The sequence below is a fragment of the Streptomyces sp. GESEQ-4 genome, assembly GCF_017948455.1.
Classification (GTDB): Bacteria; Actinomycetota; Actinomycetes; order Streptomycetales; family Streptomycetaceae; genus Streptomyces.
Map to the genome: position 1 here is coordinate 56,346 of NZ_JAFFSU010000001.1, position 12,142 is coordinate 68,487.

Genomic DNA, 12,142 nt, shown 5'->3' on the forward strand with positions numbered 1-12,142 from the left:
TGTTCTAACATTCGGACCTGTTTGTGAAATGATGTCTTAACAAAGTATTGACAGCGGCCCCGCCAAGGGATTTGATCCCGTCCCAGCAGACAAGCCACGTTCGGCGGCGCAAGACCCGGACCCGTAAGGGCCCGGCCTCCGGATCCCCAGATCCGCCGCCTCCTGCGCCGTCGTTCCCCGTCGCACAGTGAGGTGCAGGAAAGATGGACCGCTCCGCTCGCTCCCGCAGATTCGCCCCCGTAGTGGCCGTGGCGGCAGCAGCTGCCCTCACCCTCGCAGGCTGCTCCAGCAGCTCCGGCGGCAAGAAGGCCGAGGAGAGCGCGGAAGGCGCCTCTGCGGGCAAGGCCAACACGCCCCAGATGACGGTCGCCCTGGTCACGCACCAGGCGCCCGGTGACACCTTCTGGGACATCGTCCGCAAGGGCGCCCAGGCCGCCGCGGCCAAGGACAACGTCAAGCTGATCTACTCCGCCGACCCCAACGCGGGCAACCAGGCCAACCTGGTGCAGAACGCCATCGACCAGAAGGTCGACGGCATCGCGATCACCCTCGCCAAGCCGGACGCCCTGAAGGACGTCGTCAGCAAGGCGAAGGCGGCGAACATACCCGTCGTCGGCCTCAACTCTGGTGTGAGCGAATGGCAGAAGCTCGGCCTGATGGAGTTCTTCGGCCAGGACGAGACGGTCGCGGGCGAGGCACTCGGCAAGCGGCTGAACGAGTCCGGCGCCAAGAAGGCCGTCTGTGTCATCCAGGAGCAGGGCAACATCGGCCTGACCCAGCGCTGTGACGGTGTGGCCAAGACCTTCAACGGCGACATCGAGCCCCTGAACGTCAACGGCACCGACATGCCGTCCGTGAAGTCGACGATCACCGCCAAGCTCACCGAGGACAAGGCGATCGACCACGTCGTCACCCTCGGTGCCCCGTTCGCGCTGACGGCCGCGCAGGTGGTCGAGGAGACGGGCAGCAAGGCCAAGGTGGCCACCTTCGACCTCAACAAGGAGCTGACCAGCGCCATCAGCGAGGGCAGCATCGAGTTCGCCGTCGACCAGCAGCCCTACCTCCAGGGCTACCTCGCGATCGACTCGCTGTGGCTCTACAAGAACAACGGCAACTACATGGGCGGCGGAGAGCAGCCGGTGCTGACCGGCCCGGCGTTCGTCGACAAGTCCAACGTCGAGGCGGTCGCCGCCTTCGCCGCGAAGGGCACCCGGTGATGAGCATGGCCCAACAGGCTGAGCCGGCGGTGACCACACCGCCGGCCCCCGGCCCCGGCAAGGAGAAGGACGGGCGGACCGCACAGCGCCCGCTGGCGCTACGGCTGCTCGGCCGCCCCGAGATCGGCGTCTTCCTCGGCGCCGTCGCGGTGTACATCTTCTTCCTCGTCGCGGCGCCGCCGGTGCGCGACGGCAGCTCGATGGCGAACGTCCTGTACCAGTCGTCGACGATCGGGATCGTGACGATCCCGGTGGCGCTGCTGATGATCGGCGGGGAGTTCGACCTGTCGTCCGGCGTCGCGGTGATCACCTCGGCGCTGACCGCGAGCATGCTCGCCTACCAGCTGAGCATGAACGTCTGGGTCGGCGTGCTCGCGGCGCTGCTGGTCTCGCTGGCGGTCGGGTTCTTCAACGGCTGGATGGTGGTCAAGACCGGACTGCCGAGCTTCCTGGTCACCCTGGGCACCTTCCTGATGCTCCAGGGCATCAACCTGGCGGTGACGAAACTGGTCACCGGCAATGTCGCGACCGACAACATCAGCGACATGGACGGCTTCGACCAGGCCAAGGCCATCTTCGCCTCGTCCTTCGAGGTCGGCGGCGTCAATGTGAAGATCACCATCGTGTACTGGCTGGTCTTCGCGGCGATCGCCACATGGGTCCTGCTGCGCACCAAGTACGGCAACTGGATCTTCGCGGTCGGCGGCAACAAGGACAGCGCGCGGGCCGTCGGTGTCCCGGTCGCCTTCACCAAGATCTCGCTGTTCATGCTGGTCGGCCTCGGCGCCTGGTTCCTCGGAATGCACCAGCTGTTCTCCTTCAACACGGTGCAGTCCGGCGAGGGTGTCGGCATCGAGCTGATCTACATCTCCGCCGCGGTGATCGGCGGCTGTCTGCTGACCGGCGGCGCCGGCAGCGCGATCGGCCCGGTCTTCGGCGCCTTCATGTTCGGCATGGTGCAGCAGGGCATCGTCTACGCCGGCTGGAACCCCGACTGGTTCAAGGCGTTCCTCGGCGTGATGCTGCTCGGCGCCGTCCTGATCAATCTGTGGGTCAGCCGTACGGCGACCAGGAGGTGACCCGATGACATCCAGCAACGGAACCGGCACGCACGGCGCAGTCCTCGCGGACGCCGTCCCCGACAAGGACACGCCGATCGTCGAACTGCGCAACGCGGGCAAGTCGTACGGCAACATCCGCGCCCTGCACAGCGTCGACCTGAAGGTCTTTCCCCAGCAGGTCTCCTGCGTCCTCGGCGACAACGGCGCCGGCAAGTCCACCCTCATCAAGATCATCTCGGGGCTGCACCAGCACACCGAGGGCCAGTTCCTCGTCGACGGCGAGCCGGTGCGCTTCTCCACCCCGCGCGAGGCCCTCGACAAGGGCATCGCCACCGTCTACCAGGACCTCGCCGTGGTCCCGCTGATGCCGGTCTGGCGGAACTTCTTCCTCGGCTCCGAGATGACCAAGGGCCCCTGGCCCGTCCGCCGCCTCGACATCGAGCGGATGAAGAAGACGGCCGACGAAGAGCTGCGCAACATGGGCATCATCCTCGATGACCTCGAGCAGCCCATCGGCACGCTCTCCGGCGGCCAGCGCCAGTGCGTGGCGATCGCCCGTGCCGTCTACTTCGGCGCCCGCGTCCTCATCCTGGACGAGCCCACCGCCGCCCTCGGCGTCAAGCAGTCCGGCGTGGTCCTGAAGTACATCGCCGCCGCCCGCGACCGGGGTCTCGGCGTCATCTTCATCACCCACAACCCCCACCACGCCTACATGGTCGGCGACCACTTCAGCGTCCTGCGCCTCGGCACCATGGAGCTGAACGCCGCCCGCGACGAGGTCAGCCTCGAGGAACTCACCAACCACATGGCCGGCGGCACCGAACTGGCCGCCCTCAAGCACGAGTTGAGCCAGGTCCGGGGCGTGGACGTCGAGAAGCTTCCGGAAGAGGGGGATCTCACCGCCCCCGTGGCGACCTCCTCCGAAGGGAAGTCCTGACATGACCCCTGCGCTGGACCGCATCCGGGTCGGCTCGGCCCCCGACTCCTGGGGCGTCTGGTTCCCCGACGACCCCCAGCAGGTGCCCTGGGAACGCTTCCTGGACGAGGTCGCGGAGGCCGGCTACCCCTGGATCGAGCTGGGTCCGTACGGCTATCTCCCGACCGACCCGGCGCGGCTCACGGACGAGATCGCCAAGCGTGACCTGAAGGTGTCCGCGGGCACGGTCTTCACCGGCATGCACCGCGGCCCCTCCGTCTGGGAGTCCACCTGGGAGCACGTCAGCCAGGTCGCCGCGCTCACCCAGGCCATGGGAGCCCGGCATCTCGTCGTCATCCCGTCCTTCTGGCGCGACGACAAGACCGCCGAGATCCTCGAACCGCCGGAGCTGACCGGCGAGCAGTGGGCCCACCTCACCAAGGGCATGGAACGGCTCGGGCACGAGGTCAAGGAGGCGTACGGCCTCGACATCGTCGTCCACCCGCACGCCGACACCCATATCGACACCGAGGACCATGTCGAGCGGTTCCTCGACTCGACCGACTCCGAACTGGTCAACCTCTGCCTGGACACCGGCCACTACGCCTACTGCGGCGGCGACAGCGTCAAGCTGATCGAGACGTACGGCGAACGCATCGGCTATCTGCACCTCAAGCAGGTCGACCCGGAGATCCTCGCCGACGTGGTGGCGAACGAGGTGCCGTTCGGGCCCGCGGTGCAGCGCGGGGTGATGTGCGAACCCCCGGCCGGAGTACCGGAGTTGGAGCCGGTTCTGGTCGCGGCCCAGAGGCTGGGCGTGGACCTGTTCGCGATCGTCGAGCAGGACATGTACCCGTGCGAGCCCGACAAGCCCCTGCCCATCGCCGTGCGTACACGGAAGTTCCTGCGGTCCTGCGGTGCCTGACTACTGCCTGACCACGGGAAATGATCGTTGTTAGACACAGCGTCATATTACTGAAGCGTAATAATCCGAGGGATACCGCGAGTAACTTACGCGCGAGTAGGGTCGCGGCAATCCATTGTGGAGCGGTCCGAGGACGCCGTGGGACGACGTGCGTCCTTGACCCCACCTGCCCGGCCTGACCCCACGAGGCCGGGCAGGCCGCTCCGCATGCCTCTCCCCAGGAGGAGCCGCATGTCTCTCGGAAGATGCCTGCTCATAGCGGTGTCCACCGCCGCCTGCCTCGGTGCCCAGGCCCTCCCGGCCACCGCGGCGACGGACGCGGACACCGAGGTGGTGTCCCGGGGTGTCACGATCCCCGCGTTCTACAACCCGCCGGCCTCACTCCCGGCGGCCAACGGCGCGTTGATCCGCAGTGAGCCGCTGCACCTCGCCCTGAGCCTGCCCGGCCTGAACGGAACGCTGCCGGGCGAGGCGACCCGTCTGATGTACAAGTCCACCGACTCCAACGGCAGACCGGTGGCCGTCACCGGTGCCTACATCGAACCCTCCGCCGCCTGGAAGGGCTCCGGCCCACGCCCGCTGGTCGCGGTGGCACCCGGCACCATGGGGCAGGGCGACCAGTGCGCGGCCTCCATGGGCCTGGAGCACCCGCTGCGGTTCAACGGCCGGACGGTGTCCGTCGGTTACGAGAATCTGGCGGTCTACCGGCTGCTGGCCAAGGGCGTCGCGGTCGTCGTCACCGACTACGCCGGACTCGGCGCGACGGACCGGCTGCACACGTACGTCAACCGGGTCGACGAGGCGCACGCGGTGCTGGACGCCGTCCGCGCGGCCCGTGCCCTCGACGGGGCGTCGGTCACCTCCGGGTCGAAGGTCGGTCTGTTCGGCTACAGCCAGGGTGGCGGGGCCTCGGCCGCGGCAGCCGAGCTGCAGCCCTCGTACGCCCCGGAGTTGACGCTCGCGGGCACCTACGCGGGTGCCCCACCGGCCGACCTGGATGCGGTCACCCAGGCCATCGACGGCAGCGACCTGGCCGGGGCCCTGGGCTGGTCGCTCAACGGGTTCCTGCAGTCCGACCCCGAGCTGCGGCCGATCGCCGAGGCCCACCTCAACGAGAAGGGCAAGGCCGCGCTGAAGGACCTGTCGACGATGTGCGTCGGCGACGCGCTCTTCGGATACGGCTTCGCGAGCAGCACCAAGTGGACCAAGGACGGCCGGTCCATCAGCGAAATCATCCGCTCCGAGCCCAAGGTCCAGGCGTTCCTCGACGATCAGCGCATCGGCACACATCTGCCGAAGAGCCCCGTCCGTCTCGCCACCGGCACCGCGGACAACCTCGTACCGCACGGGCAGTCCCGTGACCTCGCCGCCACGTGGTGCAAGAAGGGAGTCGACATCACCTACAAGGCGGTGGTCCTGCCCAGCCTCGGCGACGCGCTGCTCAACCACTTCGCCCCCCTGCTCGCAGATCAGGGTGCGGCGATCTCGTGGCTGACGGGCCGCCTGGCGGGCGAGCCGGCGAAGTCCAACTGCTGGAGCATGCCCGTCCAGCCGTGAGAAGAGGGGGCTCGGCGGTTCGATCGCCGGGCCCCCTTTCTCGTACGTCAGACCGCGCGCACTTCCTCGATCGTCACCGGCCGGTGCTCGCGCAGCGACAGCGTGCACGCGTCCGCGATCCAGCCTGCCTCCAGCGCGTCCGCGATCGTGCACGGCGAGGGCCGGGTACCGGCCACGACCTCGGTGAACGCGGTGAGTTCGGCGCGGTAGGCCGCGGTGAAGCGGTCCATGAAGAAGTCGTGCGGGGTGCCCGCCGGGAAGGTCACGCCGGGCTCCACGGAGCGCAGCGGAAGCTTGTCCTCCAGGCCGACGGCGATGGAGTCCGTGAAGCCGTGGATCTCCATGCGGACGTCGTAACCCCGGGCGTTGTAGCGGGAGTTGGAGACCACGGCGATCGTGCCGTCGTCCAGGGTCAGGATCGCGCCCGTGGTGTCGGCGTCGCCCGCCTCCTTGATGTAGTCCGCACCCCGGTTGCCGCCGACGGCGTACACCTCCGTCACCTCGCGGCCGGTCACCCAGCGGATGATGTCGAAGTCGTGCACCGAGCAGTCCCGGAAGATGCCACCGGAGGCGGCGATGTACGCGGCCGGCGGCGGCGCCGGGTCGAGCGTGGTCGACCGTACAGTGTGCAGCTTGCCCAGCTCGCCGCTCTGCACGGCGGCCCGCGCGGCGACGAACCCGGCGTCGAAGCGGCGGTTGTAGCCGATCTGGATCGGCACGCCGCTGCCCTCGACGGCCTTCAGCACCTCGACGCCCTCGCTCATCGTCTTGGCGACGGGCTTCTCGCAGAAGACGGGGATACCGGCCTCGACCCCGGCCAGGATCAGGGCGGGGTGGGCGTCCGTCGCCGCGGCGACGACGATGCCGTCCACGCCGGCGGCCAGCAGGGCCTCGGGCGAGTCCACGACCTCGGCCCCGAACCGCTCCGCGGCGGCCTTGGCGGCCTGAGCGAACGGGTCGGTGACGACGAGGGAGTCGACCGCGTCGAGTCCGGAGAGAGTCTCGGCGTGGAAGGCGCCGATGCGGCCGAGGCCGAGGATGCCGATACGCATGGGGTGTTGCTCCTTGGAGGTGCGGGTTTCTTGCCTTGCGGAAGGTCTCAGTCGAGTCCGCCCAGTACGTTCTGATCCCAGTCGATCACCGAACCGGTGACCACGCCCGACCGGTCGGACAGCAGGAAGACCACGAAGTCCGCGATCTCGTCCGGCTGGCCCAGCTTGCCCATCGGCAGCTTCGCGGCGGCCTCCTCACGCCAGTCGTCCCCCGCGCCGTGGAAGGTCTTCTGGGTCGCGTCCTCGCCCTCCGTCGCGGTCCAGCCGATGTTGAGGCCGTTGATCCGGATCCGGTCCCAGCGGTGTGCGTGCGCGGCGTTGCGGGTCAGGCCGATGAGCCCGGCCTTGGCGGCGACGTACGGCGCCAGGAACGGCTGTCCGCCGTGGGCCGAGGACGTGATGATGTTGACGATCGTGCCGGGCGCCTTGCGCGCCACCATGTCCTCGACGGCGGCCTGCATGGTGAAGAAGGGCGCCCTGAGGTTGATCGCGATGTGCTGGTCGAACAGCTCGGGCGTGGTGTCGAGCAGCGTGCCCCGCGAGGTCAGTCCCGCCGAGTTGACCAGGCAGTCGATCCGGCCGTAGGTGGCGACGACGTCGCCGACGGCCGTCCTCGCCTGCTCGGCGTCGGCCAGGTCGACCCGGATGAACATGGCCTTGCCGCCGGCGGCCGTCAGCTCGGTCACCAGCGCCTCGCCGGGGGCCGTACGCCTGCCGGTGACGGCCACGATCGCTCCCTCGCGGGACGCTGCCCGCGCGACGGCGGCGCCGACGCCTTGGCTGCCGCCGCCCACGAGGACGACCTTGTCGTCAAGAAGTCCCATGTCGTGTCAGGTCCTTTCAGCTCTCGCGCCGCTCGGCGCAGGCCCGCAGCTCGTCGCGCAGAGCCTCGGATGTCCATGCCTCACGCACGGCTCGCCGTACGACGTCGGCCTGCGAGGGCGGGGCCAGACCGTCGACCGGCGGATCGCTGTCGAGGTTGGTGGGGAAGGGGTAGCCCTCGGCGCTCGCGGCGATGACGTTGTCCAGCCGGCGCTCGCCTTCGGACCTGCGCTTGAGCAGCACGGGGAAGAGGGCGTTCGCGATCGCCTCCCGGTCCACCGTCTCCATGGCCCGACCGAACGCGGAGGACACCTGGAGGAGATTGGCCATCCGCCGGATGTCCGCGGAGCGGTTGGTGCCGGCGGCGTGGAACAGGGCCGGGTTGAAGAAGACGGCGTCGCCCTTGGCGAGCGGGAGCTGGACATGCCGGGCCTCGAAAAAGTCCTGGAACTCCGGCAGCCGCCACGCCAGATAGCCGGGCTCGTACGACTGCGAGTACGGCAGGTACATCGTCGGGCCGGACTCCACCGGCATGTCGCAGTGCGCGACCGCGCCCTGGAGGGTGAGCACGGGGGAGAGGCGGTGGACGTGCGCCGGGTAGGCGGCGGCCGTCTCGTCGGAGAGGAAGCCGAGGTGGTAGTCGCGGTGTGCGGTCTGGGCCGCGCCGCCCGGGTTGACCACGTTGACCTGCGAGGTGACCTGGTAGCCGGGGCCGAGCCAGGCCTGCGAGACGAGAGCCAGGACGTCGTTGGCGTAGTAGTCGGCGAACGCCTCGGGGTCGTAGAGAGCAGCCTTCTCCAGCGCGTTCCACACCCGGTCGTTGGCGCCCGGCTTCGCGAAGTGGTCACCGGCGCTCGCGCCCGAGGCGCGTTGCTCGGCGATCAGGGCGTCGAAGACTGCGGTCAGCCGGTCGACGGCGTCCAGGTCCGGAAAGGCCCGCCGGAAGAAGACGATGCCGGGGCCGTCGGTCAGCGCGCGGACCAGCTCGGCCTGGACGTCCCGGCGGTTCGCGTCGCGCAGCCGGTCGCCGTCGTACATCAGGACGTTCTGCTCCACGGCCGCGGCGTGCGGGTAGTCGGCGGCCTCGGTCGTCCGCTCGACCAGCGCGCGAAAGGCGTCGAGGTCGCAGTCTCGCTCGGTGAGCCAGGAGGTGGAGGACATCGTCGTCCCTTCGGTGACAGCGGCGACCCAGCCCTGTCATTCTTGTCAGTACAAACCCGTCGAACAACCAGCAGGCAGCCATCAAAAACCCCTCAGGGCAACCGAAGGAGCCGTCCCTATGGGCCACCCCTTCCCGATCCGGGAGATCGCACGTCAGGCAGGCCTGAGCGAGGCCACCGTCGACCGCGTGCTCAACGGGCGGGGAGGAGTGCGCGAGAGCACCGAGCGCGAGGTCCGGCAGGCCATCGCCGATCTCGACCGGCAGCGCACCCAGGTCCGGCTGGTCGGCCGCACCTTCATGATCGACATCGTGATGCAGACGCCGGAACGGTTCTCCACCGCCGTACGCGCCGCGCTCGAAGCCGAGCTCCCGTCCCTGCACCCGGCCGTCGTACGCTCCCGCTTCCACTTCCGGGAGACCGGCCCGGTGTGGGAGCTGACCGCGACGCTGGACCGGATCGCCCGGCGCGGCTCGCAGGGCGTGATCCTCAAGGCGCCGGACGTCCCCGAGGTCACGGCCGCCGTCACCAGGCTCGCGGAGGCGGGCATTCCGGTGGTGACCCTGGTGACGGACCTGCCCGCGACGCCGCGCCTGGCCTATGTCGGCATAGACAACCGGGCCGCCGGCGCGACCGCCGCGTACCTCATGGGCCAGTGGCTCGGGGACCGCCCCGGCAATGTGCTCACCAGCCTCAGCAGCGGGTTCTTCCGCAACGAGGAGGAGCGCGAGATGGGCTTCCGCAGTGCCATGCGCGCCCGGCACCCGGACCGCACCCTGGTCGAGATCGCCGAGGGACAGGGCCTCGACACCACGCAGTACGACCTCGTCCGCGCCGCCCTGAAGCGCGACCCCGACATCCGGGCGGTCTACTCGATCGGCGGCGGCAACATCGCCACCCTGCGCGCCTTCGAGGACCTGGGCCGGGAGTGCGTGGTGTTCGTCGCGCACGACCTCGACCACGACAACACCCGGCTGCTGCGCGAGCACCGGCTGTCCGCCGTCCTCCACCACGACCTGCGCCAGGACATGCGCGAGGCCTGCCACCTCGTCATGCGGGCCCATGGAGCGCTGCCGCCCGCGGGACCGGCCCTGCCGTCCGCGATCCAGGTCGTGACGCCGTACAACATGCCTACGGCGTGACCCAGGCACCGCTCTCGGCGGACCGCGCCATCGCGTCGAGTACGGCCGCACTGTGCACGGCGTCCGCGAGCGTCGCCCCGTGCGGCGTGCCCTCGGCGATCGAGCGCAGGAAGCGGTGGGCCTCGATGACCTTGAGGTCGTCGTAGCCCATGCTGTTGGCCGCGCCCGGCTGGAAGGCGGCGTACTCGCCGTCGCCCGGGCCGACGTAGACGGTGCTGACGGGCTGGTCCTGGTACGTCGTGCCGCGGCTGACGCCAAGCTCATTCATGCGGCGGAAGTCCCAGAAGACGGCGCCCTCGGTGCCGTGCACCTCGAAGCCGTAGTTGTTCTGCTCGCCGACCGCGACCCGGCTGGCCTCCAGGACGCCGCGGGCGCCGGAGGCGAAACGCAGCAGGCAGCTGACGTAGTCCTCGTTCTCGACCGGGCCGAGTGCGCCGCCCGTGGCACGGGTGTGACCTGCGGTGGCGCCGAGGGGGCGGGCCCGCTCGGGGACGAAGATCGCCGTGTCGGCGGTGAGGGACGCGATGTCGCCCAGCAGGAAGCGGGCCAGGTCGGCGCCGTGCGAGGCGAGGTCGCCCAGCACTCCGCTGCCGCCGCGCTCCCGCTCGTACCGCCAGGTCAGCGCGCCGTCGGGATGCGCCGCGTAGTCGCTGAAGAGCCGGATGCGGACATGGGTGACCGTGCCGATGTCGCCGGCCGCGATCAGCTCGCGGGCGGTCGCGACGGCGGGCGCGTTGCGGTAGTTGAAGCCGACCGCGCTCTGCACGCCCGCCTTGGCCACGGCGTCGGCGACCGACCGGGCGTCGTCGGCGGTCAGGCCGACCGGCTTCTCGATCCAGATGTGCTTGCCGGCCTCCGCCATCGCGACGCCGATCTCGCGGTGCAGGAAGTTCGGGGCGGTGATGCTGACCGCCTGGACGCGGGGATCGGCGGCCACCTCGCGCCAGTCGCGGGTGGTCGAGGCGAAGCCGAACTGCGCCGCGGCCTCCTCGGCCCGGCCGGGCACCTCCTCGGCGACGGTCACGAGTTCGGGCCGCAGGGGCAGTCGTGGGTAGTGGTGCGGGACTCGGGCGTACGCCTGGGTGTGCACCCGGCCCATCCAGCCGAATCCGACGACGGCGACACCGAGCGTATCCACCATGAGAGCCCCTCTTCGGCCACGTGGGCCTCTTTGGACCGGTCCATTCTTGTCCAGGCCACCCTGAGTGGGGCTTCCGCATGGTGTCAAGGGCTTTGACAAGCCGTCCACCTCGTGGAACGGTCCACTTCATGAGAGCGCCGACCATCCGAGACGTGGCCGAACGCGCCGGTGTCTCCAAGTCGCTGGTCTCCCTGGTGCTGCGCGGCTCCACGCAGGTACGGTCCGAGAAGCGGGATGCCGTGCTGCGGGCGGTGCGCGAGCTCGGCTACCGTCCCAACGCCGCCGCGCGCAGCCTCAGCGAGCAGCGCTCCCGCACGGTGGGCGTCCTCCTGAACGACCTGCGCAACCCGTGGTTCGTGGACCTTCTGGACGGCCTCAACTCCCTCCTGCACGACAACGGCCTGCACATGCTGCTGGCCGACGCCCGCCTCAACCGCCGCATAGGCCAGGACCTCGCCCGTCCCTTCCTGGACCTCCAGGTCGACGGCCTGGTCGTGGTCGGCACGCTGCCCGACCCGGCGGCGCTCGGTACGGTCGCCGAGCGGATCCCCGTCGTCGTCGCGGGCGCGCGCGAGGCGGTGCCGGCCGGCGTCGACGTGGTCGCGGGCGACGACGCGAAGGGCGCGCGGCTGGTCACCGAGCACCTCATCGCGCTCGGCCATCGGCGGATCGCCCACATCGCGGGCTTCGGCGCGGTCGGCGAACTGCGGCGGCGCAGCTTCGAGGAGACGATGCGGGCGCACGGTCTCGCGGACGGCGCCGTGGTCGAGCCCAGCGACATGACCGAGGAGGGCGGCTACCGCACCACCGTCCGTCTCCTCAGCCGCCCCGACCGCCCCACCGCCGTCTTCGCCGTCAACGACATCGCGTCCGCCGGCGCCCTCTCAGCCGCCGACGAACTGGGCCTGCGCGTCCCCCGCGATGTGTCCGTCGTCGGCTACGACAACACCAGCATCTCCCGCCTGCGCCACGTCTGGCTCACCACCGTCGACAACGCCGGCCACGAGGTCGGCCGCCGCGCGGCCCGCCGCCTGCTCGACCGGTTCGCGGGACGCGGGGGCCAGGGGGATGTCCACCTCGCTGTGCCGACGCTGGAGATCCGGGGGACGACGGGACCGCCGCACAGGGTGACGGCGTAGGCGCTCCGAG

At 70.0% G+C, this 12,142-nt stretch carries 11 protein-coding genes; 7 read left to right on the forward strand and 4 right to left on the reverse strand.

Annotation, left to right across the window (positions count from 1 at the left end; genetic code table 11):
• Positions 1-203: 203 nt before the first annotated feature.
• The 5 genes from KCH48_RS00300 to KCH48_RS00320 all read left to right on the forward strand — a co-directional run bounded on the left by KCH48_RS00300 (position 204) and on the right by KCH48_RS00320 (position 5,676).
• Positions 204-1,217, forward strand: coding sequence for a sugar ABC transporter substrate-binding protein (locus KCH48_RS00300; RefSeq protein WP_210569157.1), 1,014 nt, complete (start codon positions 204-206; stop codon positions 1,215-1,217).
• Positions 1,217-2,296: an ABC transporter permease gene (locus tag KCH48_RS00305; RefSeq protein ID WP_210569159.1), complete on the forward strand. Its 1,080-nt coding sequence runs from the start codon at positions 1,217-1,219 to the stop codon at positions 2,294-2,296. Before KCH48_RS00300 ends, KCH48_RS00305 begins: the two co-directional genes overlap by 1 nt.
• A 4-nt stretch (positions 2,297-2,300) precedes the next feature.
• A complete protein-coding gene (locus KCH48_RS00310; protein WP_210569161.1) occupies positions 2,301-3,215 on the forward strand; it encodes an ATP-binding cassette domain-containing protein in 915 nt (304 codons plus the stop codon).
• Between the two features lies 1 nt (position 3,216).
• Complete coding sequence (locus KCH48_RS00315; protein ID WP_210569162.1) at positions 3,217-4,119, forward strand: sugar phosphate isomerase/epimerase; 903 nt, start codon at positions 3,217-3,219, stop codon at positions 4,117-4,119.
• Positions 4,120-4,350: 231 nt separating this feature from the next.
• Positions 4,351-5,676: a lipase family protein gene (locus tag KCH48_RS00320; protein WP_210569164.1), complete on the forward strand. Its 1,326-nt coding sequence runs from the start codon at positions 4,351-4,353 to the stop codon at positions 5,674-5,676.
• Positions 5,677-5,723: 47 nt separating this feature from the next.
• On the opposite strand, the gene KCH48_RS00325 is transcribed toward KCH48_RS00320, so the two are convergent.
• The 3 genes from KCH48_RS00325 to KCH48_RS00335 are packed head-to-tail and all read right to left on the reverse strand — an operon-like array spanning position 5,724 to position 8,711.
• Entirely contained in the window at positions 5,724-6,728 is a 1,005-nt protein-coding gene (locus tag KCH48_RS00325) for a Gfo/Idh/MocA family oxidoreductase (protein ID WP_210569166.1), read from the reverse strand.
• A 47-nt stretch (positions 6,729-6,775) separates the two neighbouring features.
• Positions 6,776-7,552, reverse strand: a complete 777-nt coding sequence (locus KCH48_RS00330) for an SDR family oxidoreductase (RefSeq protein WP_210569169.1) — start codon at positions 7,550-7,552, stop codon at positions 6,776-6,778.
• Between the two features lie 16 nt (positions 7,553-7,568).
• A complete protein-coding gene (locus KCH48_RS00335; RefSeq protein ID WP_210569171.1) occupies positions 7,569-8,711 on the reverse strand; it encodes a phytanoyl-CoA dioxygenase family protein in 1,143 nt (380 codons plus the stop codon).
• Between the two features lie 118 nt (positions 8,712-8,829).
• Here KCH48_RS00335 and KCH48_RS00340 point away from each other — a divergent pair, with 118 nt between their 5' ends.
• Entirely contained in the window at positions 8,830-9,852 is a 1,023-nt protein-coding gene (locus tag KCH48_RS00340) for a LacI family DNA-binding transcriptional regulator (protein ID WP_210569173.1), read from the forward strand.
• Here the strand turns inward: KCH48_RS00340 and KCH48_RS00345 are convergent.
• Entirely contained in the window at positions 9,842-10,993 is a 1,152-nt protein-coding gene (locus tag KCH48_RS00345) for a Gfo/Idh/MocA family protein (protein ID WP_210569175.1), read from the reverse strand. The two genes, KCH48_RS00340 and KCH48_RS00345, sit on opposite strands and share 11 nt — an antisense overlap.
• A gap of 128 nt (positions 10,994-11,121) precedes the next feature.
• Between KCH48_RS00345 and KCH48_RS00350 the strand changes: the two genes are divergently transcribed.
• Positions 11,122-12,132, forward strand: coding sequence for a LacI family DNA-binding transcriptional regulator (locus KCH48_RS00350; protein ID WP_210569177.1), 1,011 nt, complete (start codon positions 11,122-11,124; stop codon positions 12,130-12,132).
• The last annotated feature ends 10 nt before the right edge of the window (positions 12,133-12,142 follow it).

What these genes read in the sequence shown, in the direction of transcription:
- KCH48_RS00340 (WP_210569173.1), top strand. Translation starts at nt 8,830, where the DNA reads ATGGGCCACCCCTTCCCGATCCGGGAGATCGCACGTCAGGCAGGCCTG.
- KCH48_RS00335 (WP_210569171.1), bottom strand. Translation starts at nt 8,711, where the DNA reads ATGTCCTCCACCTCCTGGCTCACCGAGCGAGACTGCGACCTCGACGCC.
- KCH48_RS00300 (WP_210569157.1), top strand. Translation starts at nt 204, where the DNA reads ATGGACCGCTCCGCTCGCTCCCGCAGATTCGCCCCCGTAGTGGCCGTG.
- KCH48_RS00315 (WP_210569162.1), top strand. Translation starts at nt 3,217, where the DNA reads ATGACCCCTGCGCTGGACCGCATCCGGGTCGGCTCGGCCCCCGACTCC.
- KCH48_RS00310 (WP_210569161.1), top strand. Translation starts at nt 2,301, where the DNA reads ATGACATCCAGCAACGGAACCGGCACGCACGGCGCAGTCCTCGCGGAC.
- KCH48_RS00330 (WP_210569169.1), bottom strand. Translation starts at nt 7,552, where the DNA reads ATGGGACTTCTTGACGACAAGGTCGTCCTCGTGGGCGGCGGCAGCCAA.
- KCH48_RS00345 (WP_210569175.1), bottom strand. Translation starts at nt 10,993, where the DNA reads ATGGTGGATACGCTCGGTGTCGCCGTCGTCGGATTCGGCTGGATGGGC.
- KCH48_RS00350 (WP_210569177.1), top strand. Translation starts at nt 11,122, where the DNA reads ATGAGAGCGCCGACCATCCGAGACGTGGCCGAACGCGCCGGTGTCTCC.
- KCH48_RS00320 (WP_210569164.1), top strand. Translation starts at nt 4,351, where the DNA reads ATGTCTCTCGGAAGATGCCTGCTCATAGCGGTGTCCACCGCCGCCTGC.
- KCH48_RS00325 (WP_210569166.1), bottom strand. Translation starts at nt 6,728, where the DNA reads ATGCGTATCGGCATCCTCGGCCTCGGCCGCATCGGCGCCTTCCACGCC.
- KCH48_RS00305 (WP_210569159.1), top strand. Translation starts at nt 1,217, where the DNA reads ATGAGCATGGCCCAACAGGCTGAGCCGGCGGTGACCACACCGCCGGCC.